Origin of the sequence: Burkholderia sp. AU45251 (genome assembly GCF_030482905.1) — a bacterium.
GTDB classification, from domain to species: Bacteria; Pseudomonadota; Gammaproteobacteria; order Burkholderiales; family Burkholderiaceae; genus Burkholderia; species Burkholderia aenigmatica.
The window spans coordinates 34731-57464 of record NZ_JAUJQH010000002.1 but is presented as its reverse complement, the minus strand read 5'-3'; the positions used below and the strand labels follow the sequence as shown (position 1 = coordinate 57464).

At 63.6% G+C, this 22734-nt stretch carries 21 protein-coding genes and 1 pseudogene; 7 read left to right on the top strand and 15 right to left on the bottom strand.

Translation table 11 applies throughout. From position 1 onward, the window contains the following. Positions 1-66: 66 nt before the first annotated feature. The 6 genes from QZM67_RS06935 to QZM67_RS06910 form a co-directional block, all read right to left on the bottom strand. Positions 67-480: a DoxX family protein gene (locus QZM67_RS06935; protein ID WP_089454538.1), complete on the bottom strand. Its 414-nt coding sequence runs from the start codon at positions 478-480 to the stop codon at positions 67-69. Positions 481-998: 518 nt separating this feature from the next. Then, a complete protein-coding gene (locus QZM67_RS06930) occupies positions 999-1814 on the bottom strand; it encodes an alpha/beta fold hydrolase (protein ID WP_301802168.1) in 816 nt (271 codons plus the stop codon). Between the two features lie 76 nt (positions 1815-1890). After that, positions 1891-3108, bottom strand: a complete 1218-nt coding sequence (locus QZM67_RS06925; protein WP_301801477.1) for a pyridoxal phosphate-dependent aminotransferase — start codon at positions 3106-3108, stop codon at positions 1891-1893. Continuing rightward, the gene (locus tag QZM67_RS06920) at positions 3105-3749 is read right to left on the bottom strand and encodes an RraA family protein (protein WP_301801476.1); all 645 of its coding nucleotides are present in this window, start codon (positions 3747-3749) and stop codon (positions 3105-3107) included. The genes QZM67_RS06925 and QZM67_RS06920 overlap by 4 nt, the downstream gene beginning before the upstream one ends. Positions 3750-3752: 3 nt before the next feature. Further along, the gene (locus tag QZM67_RS06915; RefSeq protein WP_175020871.1) at positions 3753-4433 is read right to left on the bottom strand and encodes an RraA family protein; all 681 of its coding nucleotides are present in this window, start codon (positions 4431-4433) and stop codon (positions 3753-3755) included. Between the two features lie 28 nt (positions 4434-4461). Next, complete coding sequence (locus tag QZM67_RS06910; protein ID WP_301802164.1) at positions 4462-5121, bottom strand: RraA family protein; 660 nt, start codon at positions 5119-5121, stop codon at positions 4462-4464. A 192-nt stretch (positions 5122-5313) separates the two neighbouring features. Here QZM67_RS06910 and QZM67_RS06905 point away from each other — a divergent pair, with 192 nt between their 5' ends. After that, on the top strand, positions 5314-6228 hold the full coding sequence (locus tag QZM67_RS06905; protein ID WP_301801475.1) for a LysR family transcriptional regulator: 915 nt from the start codon (positions 5314-5316) through the stop codon (positions 6226-6228). Between the two features lie 114 nt (positions 6229-6342). Here QZM67_RS06905 and QZM67_RS06900 read toward each other — a convergent pair whose 3' ends face one another. The 3 genes from QZM67_RS06900 to QZM67_RS06890 all read right to left on the bottom strand — a co-directional run bounded on the left by QZM67_RS06900 (position 6343) and on the right by QZM67_RS06890 (position 9075). After that, positions 6343-7821 (bottom strand): aldehyde dehydrogenase, encoded by a 1479-nt coding sequence (locus tag QZM67_RS06900; protein WP_175020873.1) that lies wholly within the window; start codon positions 7819-7821, stop codon positions 6343-6345. 124 nt (positions 7822-7945) lie between these two features. Next, on the bottom strand, positions 7946-8539 hold the full coding sequence (locus tag QZM67_RS06895) for a thiamine pyrophosphate-dependent enzyme (RefSeq protein WP_301801474.1): 594 nt from the start codon (positions 8537-8539) through the stop codon (positions 7946-7948). After that, positions 8536-9075, bottom strand: coding sequence for a phosphonopyruvate decarboxylase (locus QZM67_RS06890; protein ID WP_175020875.1), 540 nt, complete (start codon positions 9073-9075; stop codon positions 8536-8538). The genes QZM67_RS06895 and QZM67_RS06890 overlap by 4 nt, the downstream gene beginning before the upstream one ends. A gap of 96 nt (positions 9076-9171) precedes the next feature. Here QZM67_RS06890 and QZM67_RS06885 point away from each other — a divergent pair, with 96 nt between their 5' ends. Further along, positions 9172-10104 carry a LysR substrate-binding domain-containing protein gene (locus tag QZM67_RS06885; RefSeq protein ID WP_175020876.1) on the top strand — a complete coding sequence of 311 codons (933 nt, stop codon included), beginning with the start codon at positions 9172-9174 and terminating at the stop codon, positions 10102-10104. A gap of 11 nt (positions 10105-10115) precedes the next feature. Here QZM67_RS06885 and QZM67_RS06880 read toward each other — a convergent pair whose 3' ends face one another. Continuing rightward, positions 10116-11066, bottom strand: coding sequence for a LysR substrate-binding domain-containing protein (locus QZM67_RS06880; RefSeq protein WP_301801473.1), 951 nt, complete (start codon positions 11064-11066; stop codon positions 10116-10118). 151 nt (positions 11067-11217) lie between these two features. Between QZM67_RS06880 and QZM67_RS06875 the strand changes: the two genes are divergently transcribed. The 4 genes from QZM67_RS06875 (at position 11218) to QZM67_RS06860 (ending at position 15959) form a co-directional block, all read left to right on the top strand. Further along, a complete protein-coding gene (locus QZM67_RS06875; RefSeq protein ID WP_301802161.1) occupies positions 11218-12054 on the top strand; it encodes a MaoC family dehydratase N-terminal domain-containing protein in 837 nt (278 codons plus the stop codon). 28 nt (positions 12055-12082) lie between these two features. Continuing rightward, entirely contained in the window at positions 12083-13240 is a 1158-nt protein-coding gene (locus QZM67_RS06870; RefSeq protein WP_301801472.1) for an acyl-CoA dehydrogenase family protein, read from the top strand. Between the two features lie 15 nt (positions 13241-13255). Further along, on the top strand, positions 13256-14434 hold the full coding sequence (locus QZM67_RS06865) for a CaiB/BaiF CoA-transferase family protein (protein WP_301801471.1): 1179 nt from the start codon (positions 13256-13258) through the stop codon (positions 14432-14434). 202 nt (positions 14435-14636) lie between these two features. Next, positions 14637-15959 carry an MFS family transporter gene (locus QZM67_RS06860; RefSeq protein WP_301801470.1) on the top strand — a complete coding sequence of 441 codons (1323 nt, stop codon included), beginning with the start codon at positions 14637-14639 and terminating at the stop codon, positions 15957-15959. Positions 15960-16135: 176 nt separating this feature from the next. Here QZM67_RS06860 and QZM67_RS06855 read toward each other — a convergent pair. The 4 genes and pseudogenes from QZM67_RS06855 to QZM67_RS06840 all read right to left on the bottom strand — a co-directional run. Continuing rightward, a pseudogene (locus QZM67_RS06855) lies at positions 16136-16357 on the bottom strand (4Fe-4S dicluster domain-containing protein); the annotation flags it as partial. A 121-nt stretch (positions 16358-16478) separates the two neighbouring features. Next, complete coding sequence (locus tag QZM67_RS06850; RefSeq protein ID WP_301801469.1) at positions 16479-17318, bottom strand: CoA ester lyase; 840 nt, start codon at positions 17316-17318, stop codon at positions 16479-16481. A gap of 45 nt (positions 17319-17363) precedes the next feature. Beyond that, the gene (locus QZM67_RS06845; protein ID WP_301801468.1) at positions 17364-18299 is read right to left on the bottom strand and encodes an electron transfer flavoprotein subunit alpha/FixB family protein; all 936 of its coding nucleotides are present in this window, start codon (positions 18297-18299) and stop codon (positions 17364-17366) included. A 16-nt stretch (positions 18300-18315) separates the two neighbouring features. Then, on the bottom strand, positions 18316-19065 hold the full coding sequence (locus tag QZM67_RS06840; RefSeq protein WP_301801467.1) for an electron transfer flavoprotein subunit beta/FixA family protein: 750 nt from the start codon (positions 19063-19065) through the stop codon (positions 18316-18318). Between the two features lie 1081 nt (positions 19066-20146). Between QZM67_RS06840 and fliD the strand changes: the two genes are divergently transcribed. Then, complete coding sequence (gene fliD / locus QZM67_RS06835) at positions 20147-21652, top strand: flagellar filament capping protein FliD (protein ID WP_301801466.1); 1506 nt, start codon at positions 20147-20149, stop codon at positions 21650-21652. Positions 21653-21845: 193 nt separating this feature from the next. On the opposite strand, the gene QZM67_RS06830 is transcribed toward fliD, so the two are convergent. Beyond that, positions 21846-22493 (bottom strand): hypothetical protein, encoded by a 648-nt coding sequence (locus tag QZM67_RS06830; RefSeq protein ID WP_043184016.1) that lies wholly within the window; start codon positions 22491-22493, stop codon positions 21846-21848. Positions 22494-22734: the final 241 nt, after the last annotated feature.

The window sequence follows — 22734 nt, the reverse complement described above, 5'->3', positions numbered from 1 at the left end:
AAAAACAAGGCCCGGTGCACTTTCGTGCACCGGGCCTGCGAACCCGAACGGACACGCCGCGCCGACTTACTTACGGTCGAGCGAATAGCGCCCCGGCCCGGTCAGCGCGAGCAACAGCAGCCCGCCCATGATGCTCACGTTCTTGTAGAAGTTGATCATCGCCATGTATTGATCCATCCCCTGCAGCGCCCAGTAGCGATGGCCGATCAGCGCGGTCGCGAGCGTATAGGCAGCGAACGCCAGTGCCAGCGGACGCGTATAGAAGCCGACCGCGATCAGCAGGCCGCCGACCAGCTCGACCGCCACCGCAATTGCGGCCGCCAGCTCGGGCGCCGGGTTCCCCGTCGACGCCATGTACGCGACCGTGCCCGAGAAGCCGCTCAGCTTCTGCCAGCCGAACAGCACGAACAGGATCATCAACAACACGCGAGCCGCCAGCAGCAGCTCGTCCTTCTTCGACTCCAGCGAAACGTAACGCATAGCAATCACCCTTGAATTGACGGTTTGATGCATCCGGTGCCGATACGCGCCGAATCGGCGCGCCAGGTTGGCAACGAACTACTCCTCGCACAATCGGACAGCAAGCCGGCTGGCCCGCCGCCGAAGAGTCCGTCTGGTCGCGCCGTTCCTGGCACGCTCCGGATCGGTTCTGGCGAAGCACGGGTGCAGTCTACTGTCTCCCCATGAATCATCAATCCGTCTAAACATGATTCGCTGTCGCATTTTAGTGGACAATAGAAGACAACCCCGCCGGTAGACAACGCCGGCGGGGCATCGCGAACGAAATCTGAACTGGAGCCAATTAGCCTGCCCTCGCTTTCTTCAAGCAAAGCGCCTTGTTCCGGGCGGTATCGGCGTTTTCCGGTCAACGGAAACTGGACCCTTCTTCGTCCGCCATATCTTTGTATTCATTCGACGTGGCCAGCTCAGTCCGGCCTCGACCACATGTCACAGGTTCCGGTAACGACGCGCGTTCTCCGACTCGCCGGGCAGCCCGATCACGCAACGCTGATCGAGCGCTGATGAAACGCCGCGATTGCCCCCCACATCAGCACCGGATTCGAATACATCGGAAAATGTCCGCAATCCGGGATTTCGGCCAGTTCGACGCCCTGCTCCTGGATGTGATTCAGGTAGGAGAGCGATGCATTCTGCTCGCCGTACATGAACATCCTCGGCAACGGCAGGCCGAGGAACTTCGTCATCAGGTCGCCGTTGTCCGACAGGTCGACCATCGACCGGAAGATCCCGCCGACGGCTTCGGCCCGAACCTTGTGGCGCAGACTCGCCGAATAAAGCGCACTCGCATAGGCAGGGGCATGCAGCGTCCGTTCGATGAAGTCGTCGAAGAAACGTTGAGCATCGCCCCGCGGATGGTCGACGATCTGGCGGCTAAGAAAGCAGTCTTCCGGAGCGATGTTTCCTTCGATATCGACGAAGCTCAGCACACGTTCCGGCTGCTGGTGTGCGAGCATCAACGCGGTCAACCCGCCCATCGAATGCCCGATCAGATGGAAGCGATCGAAACCGATATGGTCGAGCACGGCCCGCGCCGTTTTCACCAGAAACGGGATACCGATTTGCGACAGGTCGGCACAACGGGTTTCGCCGCAGCCCGGTGCGTCATAAGCGACGAACGGATGCCCGTCGAATGCGGCGTGGCGCACGATATCGGCATAGTCCTCTTTCGTGGAACCGAAGCCGTGCAGGAACACGATCGGCGCTTTGTCGCCGTCGCGATGAATGGCCGAGACGTCCAGCGCCGTGCCGTCGACGTTGAACCGGAACTGCGACCGGATAAATTCACGAGTCATCGAAATCACCTTGTCCGAATATCCCTGCAACGCAGCCTCGATTCCTTGACGGCAACCGAGGCCCCCCCGGCGACGGTCAATCCGCCAGCGTCCCGCAGAAGTCCTGAATGGCCGTGCAAGCGCGCGCCAGGGACGCGTCGTCGAGCGCATAGGCGATGCGAATGTAAGGCCCAAGACCGAACGCACTGCCGTGCACGGTCGCGACACCAGCCTCGTCGAGCAAAGCGTTGACCACCGCCTCGTCGCCGTCCAGATGGATCCCTGCACGCGTCGTCTTGCCGATCAGGCCTTCACACGACGCGAACGCGTAAAACGCGCCGTGCGGTACCGCGCAGTGCAGGCCGGACGCCTGGTTGAGCTGATCGACGACCCGGTCACGCCGGCGCTGGAATGCAACACGCGAGCGCTGGATGAAGTCTTGCGGCCCCGTCAATGCGGCGAGCGCCGCATGCTGCGAGATCGTCGATGCGCCCGACGTTTGCTGCCCCTGCAGCTTCTCCATCGCTTCGATCAACCAGCCGGGCCCCGTGCCGAAACCGATGCGCCAGCCGGTCATCGCATACGCTTTGGATACGCCGTTCATCGTCAGCACGCGCTCGCGCAGCCGTGGCTCGACCTGGGCGAGCGTGAAGAATTCGATGCCGTCGAAAATCAGATGCTCGTAGATGTCGTCGGACAGCACCAGCACCTGCGGGTGCGCCAGCAACACCTCGGCCAGCGCCTGCAGTTCCGCACGACTGTAGACCGCGCCGGTCGGGTTCGACGGCGAATTCAGAATCAGCCAGCGTGTGCGCGGCGTGATCGCCGTATGCAACGCTGGCGCCGTCAACTTGAAACCACTGCCTGCCCCGCACGGAACGATCACGGACTGGGCGCCGCAAAGTTGCACGATTTCGGGGTAGCTGACCCAATACGGCGCCGGCACGACCACCTCGTCACCTTCATTGAGCGTGGCCGCCAATGCATTGAAGATCACCTGCTTGCCGCCGCTGCACACCAGCGTATCGCGCCAGTCGACGTCCAGGCCGTTCTCGCGCTGGAACTTCGCGGCAATCGCCTCGCGCAGCGCACGCAAGCCAGCGACTTGCGTGTAGCGCGTATGACCCGCCCGGATCGCCGCGATGCCGGCTTCGCGAACGTGTTCCGGCGTATCGAAATCCGGCTCCCCGGCGCTCAGCGAGATCACCGCCGCACCGCTGGCGCGTCGCGCGGCCACGCGATCCATCACCTTGTAGGTCGCCGACGGGCGCGCTGCGGCCAGGAAGCGATTCAGACCTTCTGCCGGCGCGGTCATTGCGCTGCCCTCCAGCGCGTGAGCCCCATCAGTTCCAGCGTGCTGCGGCCTTCACGCAACGCCTCCATCATCTTCGCTTCCTTGTCCGCACGGGCCTGCCCCTGTGCCAGCGTCTCGCCGACGCGGGCCGCCGGGATCACGAGGACACCGTCATCGTCCGCAACGACCAGATCACAAGTCGCCACCGGCGTGCCCGCGAAGCTGATCGGTTGACCGACCGACGGCGCGCTGGCCTTGATCGTGCCGCGCATGCAGATGCCGCGGGTGAACACGGGAAAGCGCCGGGCGGTCAGGGCCGCGATGTCACGCACGCCGCCGTCGATGACCAGACCGACGATGCCGGCAGCTTCGGCCGCCACGGTCAGCACTTCACCCCAGTAGCCCGACACGAAGCCGCCGGTCGATACGACGAGCACGCTGCCGCGCGGCACCTGCTCCATCGCAATGTGGATCGACAGGTTGTCGCCCGGCGAACATTCGAGCGGATACGCCGGGCCGGCAATCGACGCACCCGGCCATAACGTGCGAATCGCGGGATCGACCGAACTGGTCGCGAGACCGGACGCTTCGTACAGCGTCGAGGTGCCGAGCTTGCATGCTTGCGCCAGCAGCAGCGCGTCGTAGGAAGGAACGGTGGTCATGGCTCAACCCTTGGTTTGCAACTGGTGATAGCCGAGTGCGGCGCGCGCGTCACCCAACGACTTGCCTTCCGCGATCTGCTCGCGAATCCGCGACTCGACTTCCTCGATCTTGCGGGCGATCTCCGCCACCTCCCGGGCGCGGCCGCGCGGCACGACGACGACGCCGTTCGCATCCGCCACCACGATGTCGCGCGAAGCAACGCGGACGGTTCCAATCCCCACCGTGGCGTTCACCGATTCGACCTGCACGCGGTCCTTGCCGGTCCGCATGAAGCGCCCCGCCGTGAACAGCGGATAGTTGTCGCCGAGCGCCTTGCTCACGTCCCGGCAGACGCCGTCGATCACCGTGCCCGCGATACCGCGCAGCCCCGCATACTGGGTCATGATGTCGCCCCAGACCGTGCAATCGGTGCGGCCGTCGTTGTCGATCACGACCACGTCGCCCTCCGCGACGTCATCGATGAAGTCGCCAACAGTGCCTGGCGGATTGCCGGCCGGCACGTACTTGACCGTGAATGCCGGCCCCACGACGACCTGCGTGTAGTTCGCCAGCGGCATGATGCCCAGCGACTGCCCGTGCAGGCCCAGCTTGTCCATGGCGTCGGAGACACCGGGGGTGTCCAGCCCGGCGAACGACGCGACCAGTTCCCGGTCTTCGGCGCTTGCCCTGTTCGGATTCGTCATACGGGAAAACTCCAGAAATGATGTCGGGTTAGCGGGCCGCGATGGCCTCGAATTCCTTGTCGTGCATGACCTCGGCAACGGAGCGGCCGGCGCGCACGGCGGCCACCATGCCGTCCTGGCGACTCGCGATGCGCTCGCCGAGATCCAGGACCGCCTCGATGCGCGCGGCCGGCACGAACACCGTGCCGCAGCGATCGGCAATGACGTAGTCGCCCTCGTGCACGGTGACGCCCGCGATCCGGACCGGCTTGCCCGAGTTGATCTGAACCACGCGATTGCGCGCGCTGATCATCGTCACGCCGCGGCCATAGACCGGGTAGCCGATCGACTCACTGCCGTCGATGTCGCGGCTCAGGCCGTCGATGACCGACCCGCGGATCTGCTTTGCCGTCGCGGCATTGGCCAGGATGTCGCCCCAGCACGAGATGCCGTCGGCGCCGCCGGCGATCACCAGCACGCGGTCGTTCGTGGTCACCGCGTCGATGACGGGCGAGATCAGATGCACGGTGGGCCTGGCATCGGTTTTCGGACCGAGCTGAATCGTGCTCGCGCGGCCAACGATCTTCGGGCAATCCCACAGCGGGCGCAGCCCGTAGGTCGCGCCCGGCAGATCGAGAAAATCGAGCGCATCGGAAACGGTGTTGGTGTCGAGCGCGGCGAGGCGGTCGAGGATGGAGGTCGGGGTCATCGCGTCGGGTTCCGTTGACAGATGCCGCCATCGTCGCGTCGCCACATTGATATGTAAATTTCGTATTTCGTAGCTCGCTGATACTATTTTCGGAACAGCGAAAAACGAGGTTGCGGGGCCAGGTGAGTGGAAAATGAGCCCCTTCAACGCATCGTGTAGATCGCCGGGCATTTCGGACGGAGGCAAACTTGCATGAGCAGTACGATCGATTTCAGGCTGATCAGGCAGCTGTGGATGTTCCTGGCGGTCGCAGAAGAACAGCACTTCGGGCGAGCGGCGAAGCGCCTGAACATGTCGCAGCCGCCCTTGACCGAGCAGATCAAGGTGCTCGAGCATTCGTTGAAGCTCCAGCTCTTTTATCGATCCCGTCAAGGCACGCACCTCAGCCCCGCAGGCGCGGCCATCCTGCCCGCCGTGCAGCAGTTCGTCGGCCAGGTCGAACGACTGGAACGCGTCGTCCGGGAAGTCGCCGCGGGGCAGTCCGGCGTACTCCATGTCGGCGCGATCACCTCCGCGATGCTCGAAACGGTGCCGCCATTGCTGGACGCACTCAAACAGATGCACCCGAACCTGACTGTATTCGTCAAGGAGATCGACAGCGCCGACGCCATCCCCGCACTCGAAGTGGGGGAACTGGATCTGGCATTCGTTCGGGTCGACGGGGCGGTAGGTAACGGTATCGCTACGATGCCATTGGCAGAAGACCGGCTGGCCGTGGCGCTTCCGGCCGATCATCCGTTAGCGGCTTTGCCGAGCGTCCGACTGCGCGCACTCGCGGAGGAACAGCTGGTGATGTCGTCTCGTCAGGTCAGTCCGGTCTACTTCGACATGTTGACCTCTGTTTGCCGCTCGCACGGGCTGACGCCGCGGGTCATGCACGAAGTGCGTTCGGTCACGTCGCAGATCGCCTATGTCGGGTGTGGTCAGGGCGTTGCGCTCGTCCCCGCATCGATGCGGAAGCTGGCGCCAGAGAATGTCGTCGTCCGCCCGTTGAAGGAGAAAGTGAAGGTTGTCACTGCGGCGCTGCTCTGGAACACGCGCCGCCATCACCCGATGGTCGACGAAGCGGTGGCGTGGCTGAAGGAGCGGATGAGTCGATCACGATGAACATGGCAGCGGGCGATCGGCCGTCTCTGTACCCCGTGACCATGAAATGTCCCGGCGGCATACGGGAATATGCGACTCGGTGGGCGCGCAAGCAAGCGCGCCCACTTCGGTTGACTAGCGCAGCACGAACGGATTGCCGGTCGACGCGCCCGTGTTGATCCACACGCTTTTCGTCTGCAGGTATTCGCTTACGGCGTCGATGCCGTTCTCACGGCCCAACCCGGAATCCTTGTACCCGCCGAACGGGGACATGTAGCTGACCGCGCGATAGGTATTCACCCAGACCGTGCCCGATTCGATGCGCTCCGCCATCCGGAATGCGCGGCCGATGTCGCTCGTCCATACGCCGGCGCCGAGGCCGAAACGCACATCGTTCGCGATCTCGACTGCTTCGTCTTCCGTATCGAAGCGGATCACGGAGAGCACGGGACCGAATACCTCTTCCTGCGCGATCCGCATATCGTTGCTGACACCGGCGAAGATCGTCGGCTCGACGAACCAGCCGTCGCCGCATTCGGCGCGTGTCGCGGCCTGCCCGCCGAGCGCAAGCCTGGCGCCTTCGCGCCGTGCAACGTCGATATAGTGGAGTACCTTGTCGTATTGCGGGCGCGTCGTGATCGGCCCGACCTGCGTGCCCGCATCCATCGGATTGCCCATGCGCGCGGTACGCGCGAGCGCGACCACGCGCTCGACCACCTCGTCATGCACCTTCGACTGCACGAGCAGCCGCGATCCGGCGATACAGGTCTGCCCCGTCGCCGCGAAAATTCCGGATACCGCGCCATTGACCGCGTCGTCGAGATTCGCATCGTCGAATACGATGTTCGGCGACTTTCCGCCGAGCTCGAGGCTCACGTGCTTGAAATCGCGAGCGGCCTGCTCGTTGATCCGGCGCCCGGTCGAATCCGCACCGGTAAACGTGACCTTGCGCACGAGCGGATGCGATACGAGTGCGCTGCCGACTTCGTTGCCGAAGCCGGTCACGACGTTCACGACACCACGCGGGAATCCGACCTCGTGCAGCAGTTCGACGAATTCGAGCGTCGAGGCCGACGTGAATTCCGACGGCTTGACGACCGCCGTGCACCCGGCAGCGAGCGCGGGCGCGAGCTTCCATGCCAGCAGCATCAGCGGCGAGTTCCAGGGCGTGATGATCGCGACGACACCGAGCGGTTCGCGCCGCGTGAAATTGAAGTAGCCCTTCTTGTCGAGCGGTATCACGTCGCCCTGGATCTTGTCCGCCAGCCCGCCGTAGTAGCGGTACCACTGCGGCAAGTATTGAAGTTGCGCATGCATCTCCGCATACAGCTTGCCATTGTCGCGCACCTCGACTTCGGCAAGACGGGCCGCGTCGCTGGCCAGGCGATCGGCGAACCGGCAGAGCAACTGCCCACGCGCGCTGGCGGACAAGCCTCGCCACGCGCCGGCAACGAACGCACGATGCGCGGCCCGCACCGCGAGATCGGCGTCGGCTTCGTTGCCGCGTGCGATTTCGGCCCACGGCTGGCCGGTGAACGGGTTGTCGCTGTTGAACCACTGACCGCTTGCGGGCTCGCGCCGCTCGCCGTCGACAAAATGAAAGTAGCGTTGCATGACCGGCTCGCTGATGTCGATGATCGCGTTCCGTGCCGGCGCACGATCAAGCCGTGCAACCGCGCGCGGAACAAAAAAGCGTGCGCCGGATACCCGCGCATCCGGCGCACGCGGAGGACGTGCGTCAGAACGGCGCGAATCCGAGACCTTCGCGGAAGCGGTTCTTGATATATACGCCGTCCCTGGGCGGAAGCGCGCGCGGCGGTTCGTCAGCGCGGATGTGAACCTGCGCGAACACCGGGCCGCTCCCCACCTTCACGCGCTCGACGATGTGGGTGACGTCACGTTCGTCACGAATCGCGAACGAATCGGCCAGGCCAAAACCTTTCGCGACCGCGACGAGATCCGTGCCGAGGCTCGAATGGCTTTGCTGCATGCCGGTCTCGCCGTAGTGCCCGTTGTCGAGTACGACGATCGTGAGGTTCTTCGGTTGCTTCGCGCCGATCGTGCCGAGCACGCCGATTCCCATCAGCTGTTCGCCGTCGCCGGTGACGACGACGACCTGCCTTTCCGGTTGCGCGAGCGCGAGGCCGAGGCCCAGCGCGGCGGCCCCGCCCATCGCCCCCCACAAATAGAAGTTGCCGACGCGATCGCCAGCGGCGAATACGTCATAGGACGCCGATCCGAGGCCCGTCACGACCAGTGCGTCCGGTACACCGGCCAGCAGGCTCGCGACGAACGCGCGCCGCTCGATCGTCTTCGTGTTCTGCCCGCTCATTGCTGTCTCTCCCATTTCTTGCGACCGATGAGGCTTTGCGACAGCAGGACCGCGACTTGCTCGCCCGCTTCGAACGCGGCATCGAAGCCCGCACTGACGATTTCCTCGACATCCTCGGGGCGATCGGCGCGCAACACCGTGATTCCCATCAGCTCGAGCGCAGCCTGGGTCGCCTTCCCCATCGGCCCTTGCCACGGGTTGAACTCCGCATACTCGCCACGCATCGTCACGAGCGTGAAGAATGGAAAGTTGCAGCTGCGCAGCAGCGAAAACATGTTCACGCAGTTGCCGACACCGCTGCTCTGCATCAGCAACACCGCACGCTGCCCGCCGAGCCACGCCCCGCTCGTCAGTGCGACGCCCTCTTCCTCGGTCGTCAGGGCGATCGCCTCGATCTCGTCGTCGGCAATCGCCCGACGAATCACCTGCGTATGTCCCGCATCCGGTACGTAAGCGATTTGCCGGGTACCGCCGGCCTTCAGGACAGAAAATATGGACTCCTGCCAGACTGGCGTTTGTCCCGCTGCAGCGCTCATGTGACGTGCTCCTTCATGAAGTGGTTTCAGGCATAATAAAATGCGATTACACCCATCAAGAAATAGCGATTTCTGATTGAAGGATCACGAATCGGCATGGACCTCAAGCAACTGCGTGCGCTGCTGGCCGTCGCTGAAACGGGCAGCGTCACACGTGCGGCCGACGTGCTGCACATCGTTCAACCTGCCGTCTCCCGGCAACTGAAGCTGCTCGAGGAAGACGTCGGGATGTCGCTCTTCGAGCGAGGCAGATATGGGATGGAACTGACGGAGTCGGGCGAGATCCTCGCCGAGCACGCCAGGCGCGCGCTGCTCGAACTCGACCGGGCACGCGCCGAAATCCAGCCGTCCGACGCCAGGATTTCCGGCATCGTGACGATCGGGCTGTTGCCGAGCACGTCGGATCTGCTCGCCGGATCGCTCCTGAGCGAAGTCAAGGATCGCTACCCTGCCGTGAACCTGCGGATTACCGTGGGCTATGCCGGACATATGCGCGACTGGCTCGAATCGGGCGAAGTCGACGCGGCGCTGCTTTACAACCCGAAAGCCACGCCGACCGTTCAGGTTCAACCGTTGCTCAGCGAGAGTCTGTGCGTCGTCGGCCCGCCATCGTCGCGGCTGTCAGCCAAACGCCCTGTCGCGCTTGCCGACCTCACATCGTGGCCGATGATCCTGCCAAGTGCGCCGCATGGCATACGCAACCTGCTGGAGCAGGCGTGCCCCGGTACCGGGATGAAGCTCAACGTCGTCGTCGAAACGAATGCGATGAGCGTACAGAAAAGCCTGGTCGCGGGTGGGCATGGCTTCACGATCCTGCCGAGCATCGCCGTCACCGAAGATGTCGCGCGCAAGCAACTTCGTGCGGCGCCGCTCACCGATCAGGCACTGCAGCGAACGATCGTGCTTGCGCTGCCGAATACGCGCCGGATCGCGACGGCCGTGCGCGCGGTCTCGTCGATCCTGGTGCTCGAAATGAAGCGCGCCGTCGAGCGCGGCGACTGGCCGGCCGCACACTGGCTTGCCGACTGACCCCGCCGGGCTCACGCCGGCGAGGCGTCGGCCGCGCGCAACGTAATGCCGGTCCACGCGCCGCTGACGGCCAGTTCCTGCACCAGTTCGACGATCGTCTGACGCACCGCGAGGGCGGCCGAATTCACCGGCGACGTATTCGACCAGCACAGGCTGGCCGGACGCCGGATCTCCGGATCGACGATACGGCGCATCTTCGGGCGACCTGACGGGTCACGCAGCGCAACCGCCGACGCAGGCAGAATCGTGCATGCAGCCCCCGACTGCGCAAGCGACAACAAGGTGGGCAGCGAATCGATATCCGCGATGATGTTGAGCGGGACTTCCTCGCGTGCGAAGGTACGCTCGAGCAACAAGCGCAGACCATTGGGCGCGCCTGGCGCGACGAGCGGCACGCCGGCAAGCGCAGCGAGACTGCAGGTGCGTGAACGCGACGCTATCGCGCCACCCGGCTCGCCGAGCAGGCACAGCATTTCGTCGAAGAGCGGCAAGGCGGTAATCCCGGTCGTGTTCGACTCCCGGAACAGGATCGCGAGATCGAGCCGTCCGTTCGCCAGCAATTCGTTGATGAAACCGCTCATGCTCTCGACGTACTGCAGCCGAATGCCGGGATACCGCGCACGCACGCGTTCGAACACCGGTACCGCCAGAATCGACGTCATCGTCGTCGGGAAACCGACCGCGACCGTGCCCGATTCGCTGCCCGCCCCCTCCTTCACTTCCTGGCGCAACTGCTCCATTTGTCTGAGCACGAGATGCGCGTGCCGGTAAAGTGCCTGCCCCGCGGCCGTCGGCTTGACGCCCTGAGGGCTGCGAACCAGCAGCGCGACGCCAAGATCGTCTTCGAGTTTTGCAATCTGCTGGCTGAGCGACGGCTGCGCAACATAGAGCTTTTCCGCCGCTTTCCCGAGGCTGCCGTATTCGACGATGCTGACAAAGTAACGAAGCTGGCGGATGTCCATGATGGTTCGAATCGGGTCGACAGGTCATAGGATACCCCTATGACCGGTACATTCAAACGGTATTTCCGCCGGACAGGCGCTTCCAATACAGTCGTCGTCATCCTACTTCGAACAGCCGGGTCACCCGGCGATGGAGACGACATTGAACGCAATGCAGCCCGGCGTCGGCCATGACGGCACCCTGATCGCCGCGGACGTGATCGCTCTCGATCGCGCCACGGCCTTCGCAGCCACACTCGATCTTGACCGGCACCCCGTAGCCGGCGACGCGCTGCCGCCGCTCTGGCACTGGCTCTACTTCTGGTCGGTTGCTCGGCAGTCCGAACTCGGCCACGACGGACATCCGCTCAAGGGCGTCTTTCTCCCCGATCTCGGCCTGCCGCGCCGCATGTGGGCGGGCGGGCGCGTCGTATTCGAAAACCCGCTGCCGATCGGCGAGACCGCCGTGCGCACGTCGCGCGTGCTGTCCGTCGAACACAAGGAAGGACGCAGCGGTCCGCTCGGCTTCGTGACGGTCGAGCACCTGATCGAAAGCGGCGGCACCGTCGCGATCCGCGAAGAACACGACATCGTCTATCGCGGTGCGGTAGAACCCGGTGCGGCCGCTCCCGCACCGAAGGCCGCGCCGGACGGCGCACAGTGGCAGCGCGACGTCACACCGGACGAAGTCCAGCTCTTCCGCTATTCGGCACTGACGTTCAACGGCCACCGGATCCACTACGACCGCACTTACGCACGAGAAATCGAAGGTTACCCGGACCTCGTCGTGCACGGACCGCTGATCTCGACCCTGTTGCTGGATCTCGTCCCGCGCGCGCTCCCGGGCGCCACCGTTCGCGAATATGCGTACCGCGCGGTGCGGCCGACGTTCCTTGGCAACACGTTCAGCGTATGCGGACGCGTCGCCGAGGACGGCAAAACGATCGACCTGTGGGCCAAGGACCACGACGGCTGGATGACGATGTCAGCCCGCGCGACCCTTGCCTGACTCCCCCGTATTGACCAAGAGACACTCCATGACCCATGCCGACGCCTATCAGGACATTCGCGAAGCCGTTCGCGATCTCTGCGGCCAGTTTTCCGCCGAATATTTCCGCAAGGTCGATGAAGAACGCGGCTATCCGGAAGCGTTCGTCGATGCGCTGACGAAAGCCGGCTGGCTTGCCGCGCTGATTCCGCAGGAATATGGCGGCTCGGGCCTCGGACTCACCGAGGCGTCGATCATCATGGAGGAGATCAATCGCGCAGGCGGCAACTCGGGGGCTTGCCACGGCCAGATGTACAACATGGGCACGCTGCTGCGCCACGGCTCCGCCGAGCAGAAGCAGCAGTATCTGCCGAAGATCGCGAGCGGCGAGCTGCGCCTGCAGTCGATGGGCGTCACCGAGCCGACGACGGGCACCGACACGACGAAAATCAAGACGACCGCGGTACGCAAGGGCGACCGGTACGTGATCAACGGTCAGAAGGTATGGATCTCGCGTATCCAGCATTCCGACCTGATGATCCTGCTCGCGCGCACGACACCGCTGTCCGACGTGAAGAAGAAATCCGAAGGCATGTCGATCTTCATCGTCGATCTCCATCACGCGATCGGCAATGGGATGACGGTCCGCCCGATTCCGAACATGGTCAACCACGAGACGAACGAGCTGTTCTTCGACAACCTCGAGATTCCCGCGGAGAACCTGATCGGCGAGGAAGGCCAGGGCTTCAAGTACATCCTCGATGGCCTGAACGCAGAGCGCACGCTGATCGCGGCCGAGTGTATCGGTGACGGCTACTGGTTCGTCGACAAGGTCTCGCAGTATGTGAAGGATCGCGTCGTGTTCGGCCGGCCGATCGGCCAGAACCAGGGCGTGCAGTTCCCGATCGCCCGCTCCTTCATCAACGTCGAAGCGGCCAGCCTGATGCGTTTCGAGGCTGCGCGGCGATTCGATGCGCATCAGCCGTGCGGCGCGCAGGCGAACATGGCGAAGCTGCTCGCGGCAGATGCGTCATGGGAAGCAGCGAACGCCTGCCTGCAATTCCACGGCGGTTTCGGCTTCGCGAGCGAATACGACGTCGAGCGCAAGTTCCGCGAGACGCGCCTGTATCAGGTCGCCCCGATCTCGACGAACCTGATCCTGTCGTATGTCGCCGAGCATATCCTCGGCCTGCCGCGTTCGTTCTGACGGGGAGCGTCGGTCATGCGCCCACTGGAAGGCATCAAGGTCGTCACGTTCGAACACGCGATCGCGGCACCGTTCTGCACGCGCCAGCTTGCGGATCTCGGCGCACGCATCATCAAGGTCGAACGGCCCGGCGTAGGCGATTTCGCGCGCAACTACGACGAGCGCGTGTCCGGGCTCGCGTCGCACTTCGTGTGGACCAATCGCTCGAAGGAAAGCATCACGCTCGACGTGAAGCAGCCCGCGGCGATCGAGGTCGTGCACAAGCTGCTCGCCGATGCCGACGTGTTCGTGCAGAATCTCGCGCCCGGCGCAACCCAGCGGCTGGGGCTCGACTACGAAACGCTGCGCGATCGATATCCGAGGCTGATCGTCTGCGACATCTCGGGTTACGGGCTCGATGGTCCGTTCCGTGACAAGAAGGCGTATGACCTGCTGATTCAGAGCGAGTCAGGCTTCCTGAGCATCACCGGCTCCGACGGCGAACCGGCGAAAGCCGGCTGCTCGATCGCCGATATCGCCGCCGGCATGTACGGCTATACGAACATCCTCGCGGCACTCATCGAACGCGGGCGGACCGGCAAAGGCCGCAACATCGACGTGTCGATGCTCGAAAGCATGGTCGAGTGGATGAGCTATCCGCTCTACTACGCGATCGACGGCCAGACCGCACCGCGCCAGACCGGCGCGTCGCACGCGACGATCTTCCCTTATGGCCCGTTCAAGGCCGGCGATGGCAAGACCGTCATGCTCGGCTTGCAGAACGAGCGTGAATGGAAAAGCTTCTGCGAGATCGTGCTTCGACAGCCGGAAGTGACGACGGACGAGCGATTCATCTCGAACAGCCGTCGCGTCGCGAATCGCGACGCACTCATGGCCGTCATCGTTCGTGCGTTCTCGCCCCTGACGGCCGCCGACGTGATCGACCGGCTTGAGCAGGCCGGTATCGCGAACGCCCGCATGAACGATATGCAAGCCGTCTGGGAGCATACCCAGCTCATCGCACGAAACCGCTGGACCACGGTCGGCACGCCGGCGGGCGACATCCCCGCCCTCTGTCCGCCAGGACTCGACCTCGCAGACGAGCCGCGCATGGATCCCGTGCCCGCGCTTGGCCAGCATACCGATGCCGTCCTGCGTGAGCTCGGCTACGACGACTACCAGATTGGCGCGCTGCGCGAAGCCGGCGCGGTCTGAACAAGCCCCCCTGCATCGATCGGCGCGTCTCTTAGCACTACTACAACAAAAATCCGCACCCTTCATCGGGTGAACGGCATTCCATTCAAGAGCTGCACATGGGATCGGGGCCAGCGCTAACGCGCCGGCTCCGATCGACCACGAAGCATGGAATCAGAGTATGCGCTGATGCGCGGCCTCTGATCGACCCTGGAGACAACGCATGCCCGTCACGACCGTGGCCGATTCGGCCAATCCACTCCCCTCCGACGCGATTTCCGCTCGCAAGCCTGCTTTGAAAGCCATCCTCGTGGCTTGCTCAGGCAATGTGGTCGAGTGGTTCGACTTCTTCGCCTACGCGTTCACGGCGCTGTATTTCGCGCCGGCGTTCTTTCCCGCCGGCGATCCGACATCGCAGTTGCTGAATACCGCCGGCATTTTCGCAGCCGGGTTCCTGATGCGACCCGTGGGCGGCTGGCTCTTTGGCCGGATCGCAGACCGGCGGGGGCGCAGGAAATCGATGGTCATCTCGGTGTTCATGATGTGCTTCGGTTCGCTCATGATCGCCGTGTTGCCGACCTATGCGCAGATCGGCGCGTGGTCATCCCTGCTGCTGTTGCTCGCCCGTCTGCTTCAAGGCCTGTCCGTCGGCGGAGAATACGGAACCAGCGCGACCTATCTGAGCGAAGTCGCCACGCCCGGGCGCCGGGGGTTCTATGGCTCCTTCCACTACGCGACGATCATTGCAGGTCAGTTGCTTGCGGTGCTCGTCGTCGCGATTCTTCAGTCGCTGCTGACAACGGAGGAACTCCGCCACTGGGGCTGGCGGGTCCCGTTTGCGCTCGGCGCCGTTGGCGCAGTCGTCGCGATGGTCGTGCGGCGTGCCATGCACGAATCCAGCTCCAGCGCGCATCGCGCCCATCCGCTCGCCGGCACGATTCGAGGCATGCTGCAGCATCCCAGGGAGTTGCTGATGGTGCTGGGTTTTACAGGGGGCGGCTCGCTGCTGTTTTACACGACCACCTCGTACATGCAGAAATACATGGTCAACACGGCTCATATGAACCCGAAGATGGCCAGCAGCGTCATGACTGGCGCACTCTTCATCTTCATGTGCGTGCAGCCGCTGTTCGGCATGCTGTCCGACCGCATTGGCCGCCGACCGCAGATGATTGCATTCAGCCTGTTCTTCATCGGTGCGACTGTCCCGCTGATGACCGTCATCGGCACGAATGCGGATCCGTGGAAGGCGTTCGGGCTGGTTCTGGTGAGCCTGCTCGGCATGAGCCTGTACACGTCCATCAGCGGGCTGCTCAAGGCAGAATTGTTCCCGGCAGGTGTTCGCGCGATGGGGGTGGGCCTGCCTTATGCCATCGCCAACGCCGCGTTCGGCGGAACAGCCGAGTATGTCGCGCTGTGGTTGAAATCACGTGGCATCGAGTCCACGTTCTTCTGGTACGTGAGCGCCATGAGCGTCGTGCTGCTGATTTGCTCGATGTGTCTCCGACGCGCGGGTGAAGCGACGCACCTCGACGAGCGGAAGTAGCGGCCAGAAGCCCGCGCCAGGCGCGCGTCGCCGAGCATCGGGAAGGTCGGGTCGTCGCGTTGCAGCAATATCGCGGCGGCTCGGTCATCGATGTACTGCGCGCAATCTCGCGATCGTGATTCCGATCGTTGGCAAACCCCTCGTCTTTCGTCATGAGTGGGTTTGTCTCTTCCGCTTCACATGTTCGGGTAGTTCGGGCCGCCGCCACCTTCCGGCGTGACCCACACGATGTTCTGCGTCGGATCCTTGATGTCGCAGGTCTTGCTGTGCACGCAGTTCTGCGCGTTGATCACCAGGCGGTCGCTGTCGTCGCCGTTCTTCACGAACTCATACGCGGCCGCCGGGCAGAACCGCCCCTCCGGCCCCGCGTACGTACGTAGGTTCACGTTCACCGGCACGTATGCGAGTCATGCGGCGTTCCGTCCGTGTTTCAGGTTTCAAGCAGGTGTCGATACGACCTGCTCGATGGTCTACCCCGGTTCAACCGCTCGAATCCAGCGCTGCTCGCCGGGAACCGGTTCAGACAGCCACCGTCATCCTGCGGTGCGACGCAAATGCGAGGACCTTCTGCGCACACAACAAAACCGGACGGTCGACCATCTTTCCATCCACCGTCGTTGCGGCACCGTCTGCACGAGACACCGCATCGACCACGCGAGTCGCCCACTCGACATCGCGGGCGCTCGGGCAGTAACACGCGTGTACCGCCGCGATCTGCCCGGGATGGATACAGAGCTTCGCGCCGAAGCCGTGACGCTTGCCGTTCTGCGTATCCGCCACGAGCCGCTCCGTATCGTGGATATCAGGCGTGACACCGTCTACCGGCTGCTCAATCCCGGCGACACGCGACACAAGGGCAAGCTGGGTCCGGTAGGGATTCAACGCCTCGCAATCGTCATCGGTTCCCATCTCCGCGATGAAGTCGAGCGTGCCGAACATCAAGCGCTTCACGGAAGGCGCTTTTGCGATGTCCATCGCCGACCACATTCCTCTTGCCGTTTCAATGAGAGGAAAAACCGGGATCTTGCGTTTCGCGTTCGATACGACTTCGACGATATCGTCGAGCCCCTCCGTTTTCGGAATGACGACACCCGCGATACCTTCAAGCCCGACGAGTTTTGCATCCTGCTCGAACCAGGGCGTACCACGTCCGTTGATTCTCACGAGAACCGGCTGGTCGCGCGATACCCATGCCCTCACGGTTTCCCGGGCGCTGACCTTGGCTGCGGGCTCCACGGCATCCTCGAGATCGATGATGACCGCGTCGGCGCCACTCGCAAGCGCGCTCGCAAAACGCTCCGGCCGATTACCCGGAACAAAAAGATATGACTGGGCGGAGAAGGCAACTTCGGGTGACATGGCAATCTTCTGTAAAGGGGACGAACAAGAGGCAGGACTCGCCGATCACTGCAATGCTTCGCGTAACTCCGGCACGAGCGCGAACAGATCGCCGACGAGGCCGTAGTCGGCCACGCTGAAGATCGGTGCTTCCGGATCCTTGTTGATCGCGACGATCACCTTCGAATCCTTCATGCCCGCCAGATGCTGGATCGCACCCGAGATGCCGACCGCGATGTACAGCTGCGGCGCGACGATCTTGCCGGTCTGGCCGACCTGGTAGTCGTTCGGCACGTAGCCCGCGTCGACTGCCGCGCGCGATGCGCCCAGGGCTGCCGACAGCTTGTCTGCCAGCGGCTCCAGCACCTTCGTGTAGTTCTCGCCGCTGCCCAGACCGCGGCCGCCCGACACGATGATCTTCGCGCTGGTGAGTTCCGGACGGTCCAGCTTCGTCACTTCACGGCTCACGAATTGCGACTTGCCAGCGTCGGCTGCCGCTTCGATCTTGTCGACCGACGCGCTGCCGCCTTCCGCTGCCACCGGATCGAAACCCGTCGCGCGCACCGTGATCACCTTGATCGGGTCGCTCGACTGCACCGTCGCGATCGCGTTGCCCGCGTAGATCGGGCGCTCGAACGTGTCGGCCGAATCGACCGCCGTGATGTCCGAGATCTGCGCGACGTCCAGCTTCGCGGCGATACGCGGCGCGATGTTCTTGCCGTAGGCCGTCGCCGGCGCGAGGATGTGCGAGTAGTCCTTCGCGATGTTCAGTGCCGTCGCTTCGACGTTTTCCGCGAGGCCCGCTTCGAGTTGCGGCGCGTCGGCCAGGAGTACCTTCGACACACCTGCAATCTTCGCCGCTGCGTCGGCTGCGCCTTGCGCATTGTGGCCCGCGACCAGCACGTGAATGTCGCCGCCGATCTTCGCTGCCGCCGCCACCGTGTTCAGCGTCGCGGCCTTGATCGACGCGTTGTCGTGTTCTGCAATCACCAGAATCGTCATTTCTTTCCGCTCCCTCTTACAGCACCTTGGCTTCGGTCTTCAGCTTCTCGACCAGCGTCTTCACGTCCGGCACCTTCACGCCGGCTGCGCGCTTCGGCGGCTCGACCACCTTCAGCGTCTTCAGACGCGGCGCAACGTCCACGCCCAGGTCTTCCGGCTTCACGGTTTCCAGCGGCTTCTTCTTCGCCTTCATGATGTTCGGCAGCGTCACGTAGCGCGGCTCGTTCAGGCGCAGGTCGGTGGTGATCACCGCCGGCAGCGTCAGCGACAGCGTTTCCGCGCCGCCGTCGACTTCGCGTGCGACCGTTGCCTTACCGTCGGCCACCGTCACCTTCGACGCGAACGTCGCTTGCGGCAGGCTTGCCAGCGCAGCCAGCATCTGGCCCGTCTGGTTCGAATCGTCGTCGATGGCCTGCTTGCCCAGGATCACCAGTTGCGGCTGTTCCTTGTCGACCAGCGCCTTCAGGATCTTCGCGACGGCCAGCGGCTCGACGCTGTCGGTCGATTCGACCAGGATCGCGCGATCCGCGCCGATCGCCAGCGCCGTGCGCAGCGTTTCCTGCGCTTGCGCGACGCCCACCGACACCGCGATCACTTCGGTCGCCACGCCCGCTTCCTTCAGGCGCACCGCTTCTTCAACCGCGATTTCGTCGAACGGGTTCATCGACATCTTCACGTTCGCAATGTCGACACCCGTGTGGTCCGACTTCACGCGGACCTTCACGTTGTAGTCGACGACACGTTTGACTGCCACCAGAATTCGCACCTGCTATCTCCTCGGTCGCCCGTACGATGTGCCACCTGCCGCAACAGACACGCTCACGCTTTGGGCTTGATTGAATGCGCTGATTGAAATGGCATTTGAACCCGTCGCCGAGGGTTGCGCAAATATTCGATCGCACTGCCGGCCATAGGATGAACCTATGTCGAGCGCTCATTTCGAACCGACCCGGCGGGCATCCCCGGAGCACTGAGTGATCGTCCGAGCAGTACCGCGAGCAATGCACGTTCGTGCCACTCGATCCGGTGCATCCCCTCGATGAATTGCGCGCGACGGTCATTCGAATCAGTGACATACCGGCCAATCCACGTCACGGAGTCGACGATCTCCGTAACCACCGCAAACTGCGCAGTCGCCGGCGCCAGGCGGCCAAGTTCCCATTCGCCCGCCTGTTTGGTCGAAAGCCGGTGATGCGACAACGCTGTCGCACGTGGTGACAGCCACGAGATAACCGATCGCTACTGCGATCTCTATTAAGACGACATAACGAGTCTGCGGACACTCCCTTCAACTACAGTGCGCGCATATGTCTGTGAATTTCGCCGTAGTTCTTGTATTCATCGAAATGTGGACCCGGGAAAATTCAGGAACAACCATGACAACGCTAATGGAGGTACTCGTTTCCTCATCGAGTGAGTTTTTCCAATTTTCTTCGCAAGCCCCTGTCGAGCCGCCAAGCCTCGCGGTCTCGATTTTCGGCAGGAGCACCGTCTATCGACGCCATGTTTAGCGAGGCAAGATAAAAAAATTTCATCAAATATTCACGCCACATGCAAGTTTTAAATGTCGGCAAAAATCCTTGAGAAAATACAATCAAAATGATGTTTTTCCTGCCAAAAAACGCCAATTTTTATCTCGAATCACCCCGCCCCTCGCCCATCCGCATTTTTCTCAACAATCATTACAAAAAATTACCAAGTAATACCGATTTAAATATACGATAGCGCACGTCCTTACGTTTCCCCGACACCGCCCGCGAGCGCCGGAACGCGTCGCACCGGAAACAGCCTGCAGGCCGACTCGGCAGCCGCTGGTCACAGGATCGCTTTTCAACCGGAGACCTCCCATGGCAACGAACACGCCCGTGAGCAGCAGCGCGAACGCGAGCAGCCTGATGCAAGAGGCGGCGCAATCGATCATCAACGGCTCGACCGGCAATCAGTCGATGGACGTCGGCACGCTCGTCAAGACGCTGGTGAACGCGAAAACAGCCGGCCGGGCCGCCGCGCTTGCCGCGTCGCAGACCACCGGCACCACGCGGATTTCCGCGTTCGGCGCACTGTCGTCCGCGCTGGGGGCGCTCGAGGCGGGCCTCACGCAGCTGACGAACGGTGGGCTGCAGTCGACGTTCACCGCGGTTGCGAGCGGCAAGGGCCTGACCGCGACGACCAGTGCGGGGGCGGTCGCCGGCATCTACACGGTCGGCGTCACGCAGATCGCGACCGCGCAGGCGCTGGCTTCGTCGGGCGTCGACGCAAGCAAGGCGCTCGGCACCGGCACGCTGACGCTGTCGCTCGGCAGCCAGTCGTTCAAGGTCGACGTCAACCGCTCGAACAACACGCTGCCGGGCATCGCGGCCGCGATCAACACCGCGTCGAACAACCCGGGAGTCAGCGCAACGGTCATCAACGGCACCGACGGCGCGCACCTCGTGCTCGCGTCGACCAAGACGGGCTCGGCGAACGCGATCAGCGTCGCGGTCGGCAACGTGGCCAACGACAACGGGCTGTCGAGCCTCGGCGTCACGTCGACGGCCGACACGTCCGGCGGCGCGTCGAAGATCCAGTCGGCGAACAGCGCCGCCGCGTGGCGGCAGAGCACCGTCGCGCAGGATGCGAAGTTCACGCTCAACGGCATCGCGTCGACCAGCGCCAGCAATGCGGTGTCGGGCGTGCTGAACGGCGTCACGCTGAACCTGTCGGCGGCCGCGGTCAGCGCGACCGATACGCAGACGCTGACGGTCAGCACCGACACGAAGTCGCAGGCAACGACGATCACGAATTTCGTGAACCTGTACAACACCGCCGTCAAGACGATGGGCACGCTGTCGAGCTTCACGCCAGGGGCGAGCTCGCAGGGGGTGTTGCTCGGCGATTCGACGCTGAACACGATCCGCAACTCGCTTGCTTCCGTCGTCGCGCGCGGCGTCGCCAACGGCAGCGGCCACGGGCACACGAACCTGATGTCGATCGGCATCTCGCTCGAGAAGGACGGCACGCTGAAGCTCGACAGCGCGAAGCTCGACGTTGCGCTGACCGCCAACCCGTCGGGCGTCGCGCACCTGTTCAACCCGAAGAACGGGATGGGCGCGCGCATGGCCGAGCAGATCGCCCCCTTCACGAAAAAGGGTGGAATGATCGACGTGCGCACGAACGCGCTGAGCGCCGACCTGAAGCGCGTCACGCAGCAGCAGTCCGATCTGGCCGACTACGCGTCGCAACTGACCAAGCAGTACCAGGCGCAGTTCACGGCGCTCAACGCGCTGATGGCCAAGATGAACTCGAACACGCAGTACCTGACGCGGCTGTTCGGCGGCGCCAACAGCAACGGCACGCTGGCGAACAAGGGATGAGTGTCCGGGCCGCTCGATGAGCGTAGTGGCGGCCGCCGGTTGACGGATCGACCGGCTCGCGCCGCCGCGCACGGTGTCGCGTCTGTACACATCGCTCACGCCCCGCGGTGGACAAGCGCGCCGGGCTTCCTTCCCCGGTTCGCGCAGGCGCGGCAGGCGGCCTGCCCACGGGTCGCCAGAAGCGGGGGTGCCGTCAGCCGAGACCTTCGACGCGATCGGCGAACAAGTCGATCGCACGCGACACCTGACGCCCGAAATAACCGGGCCGCTCGCGCTCGTATGCGCGCAGCAGCGACGTGCATTCACGCTCCGCCCAGCGCCACACGGGGCCCTGTTTCGCGAACACCGGATGATCGTGCAGCTCGGCCGGTACCGTGTGTTCGTCGTCCCAGCCCCAGAAATACGCCTGGTGCGGGCGCGCGAACGGCATCCCCAGATTGTTTGCCACGGTCTCGTCGTGGCGCAGCGTGAAATCGACGATTTCCTTGCGTGCGCGGCCGTCGATATCGTCGTGACGCGCCTCGATCCAGCAGTGATACCTCGCCAGTTGCGACAGATGCCGCGCGGTGCGGCGTCGCTCGCGCGTCGTGCACAGCGCATACAGGTTGCCGCCGCCGAAATCCAGCACTTCCCCGCCCGCGAACGGCCGGTAAGGCTGGCCGGTCAGCAGCGTCAGCACCCGCGCACCGACGATCGCGTAGTCGGCACATCGCATGTAGCCATTGCGCGTCGTCGCTTCCGACACGCTCCGGTGGACGACCTCGTCGATCACGGCGTGCAGCACCGCATCAACCGGTGCCGCCAGGATCGGTGGCTGGCTTGTCGTCATTACGTGTTGCATGGGAAGCGGATGCGGATTCAACAGTTCATCGGTAAAAAACGCTCCGCCGCATAATATTACTAATCGTTACAAGAGCGACGAGGTGGTTTGATCAGATTTGTGTGCTTTTGTCGTCCGACGTGAACATACGCCGGTCAGCCGGTAGCGGTGGCGGATCGCGACGCGCAGCAGCTTGGGGCTTGCGGGCGGCGCGATGGGACGGATGAAGGTGGCGTCGTGCGGCGGTGCCGTGTCGGCTGCA

Bases quoted from the DNA above. Each gene is read 5' to 3' on its own strand.
- QZM67_RS06895 (WP_301801474.1), bottom strand. From the start codon at position 8,539: ATGAGCGGGCAGAACACGAAGACGATCGAGCGGCGCGCGTTCGTCGCG.
- QZM67_RS06925 (WP_301801477.1), bottom strand. From the start codon at position 3,108: ATGACCGCGCCGGCAGAAGGTCTGAATCGCTTCCTGGCCGCAGCGCGC.
- QZM67_RS06880 (WP_301801473.1), bottom strand. From the start codon at position 11,066: ATGGACATCCGCCAGCTTCGTTACTTTGTCAGCATCGTCGAATACGGC.
- QZM67_RS06885 (WP_175020876.1), top strand. From the start codon at position 9,172: ATGGACCTCAAGCAACTGCGTGCGCTGCTGGCCGTCGCTGAAACGGGC.
- QZM67_RS06910 (WP_301802164.1), bottom strand. From the start codon at position 5,121: ATGACCCCGACCTCCATCCTCGACCGCCTCGCCGCGCTCGACACCAAC.
- QZM67_RS06920 (WP_301801476.1), bottom strand. From the start codon at position 3,749: ATGACCACCGTTCCTTCCTACGACGCGCTGCTGCTGGCGCAAGCATGC.
- QZM67_RS06870 (WP_301801472.1), top strand. From the start codon at position 12,083: ATGACCCATGCCGACGCCTATCAGGACATTCGCGAAGCCGTTCGCGAT.
- fliD (WP_301801466.1), top strand. From the start codon at position 20,147: ATGGCAACGAACACGCCCGTGAGCAGCAGCGCGAACGCGAGCAGCCTG.
- QZM67_RS06850 (WP_301801469.1), bottom strand. From the start codon at position 17,318: ATGTCACCCGAAGTTGCCTTCTCCGCCCAGTCATATCTTTTTGTTCCG.
- QZM67_RS06915 (WP_175020871.1), bottom strand. From the start codon at position 4,433: ATGACGAATCCGAACAGGGCAAGCGCCGAAGACCGGGAACTGGTCGCG.
- QZM67_RS06860 (WP_301801470.1), top strand. From the start codon at position 14,637: ATGCCCGTCACGACCGTGGCCGATTCGGCCAATCCACTCCCCTCCGAC.
- QZM67_RS06845 (WP_301801468.1), bottom strand. From the start codon at position 18,299: ATGACGATTCTGGTGATTGCAGAACACGACAACGCGTCGATCAAGGCC.
- QZM67_RS06905 (WP_301801475.1), top strand. From the start codon at position 5,314: ATGAGCAGTACGATCGATTTCAGGCTGATCAGGCAGCTGTGGATGTTC.
- QZM67_RS06830 (WP_043184016.1), bottom strand. From the start codon at position 22,493: ATGCAACACGTAATGACGACAAGCCAGCCACCGATCCTGGCGGCACCG.
- QZM67_RS06875 (WP_301802161.1), top strand. From the start codon at position 11,218: ATGCAGCCCGGCGTCGGCCATGACGGCACCCTGATCGCCGCGGACGTG.
- QZM67_RS06900 (WP_175020873.1), bottom strand. From the start codon at position 7,821: ATGCAACGCTACTTTCATTTTGTCGACGGCGAGCGGCGCGAGCCCGCA.
- QZM67_RS06935 (WP_089454538.1), bottom strand. From the start codon at position 480: ATGCGTTACGTTTCGCTGGAGTCGAAGAAGGACGAGCTGCTGCTGGCG.
- QZM67_RS06890 (WP_175020875.1), bottom strand. From the start codon at position 9,075: ATGAGCGCTGCAGCGGGACAAACGCCAGTCTGGCAGGAGTCCATATTT.
- QZM67_RS06930 (WP_301802168.1), bottom strand. From the start codon at position 1,814: ATGACTCGTGAATTTATCCGGTCGCAGTTCCGGTTCAACGTCGACGGC.
- QZM67_RS06865 (WP_301801471.1), top strand. From the start codon at position 13,256: ATGCGCCCACTGGAAGGCATCAAGGTCGTCACGTTCGAACACGCGATC.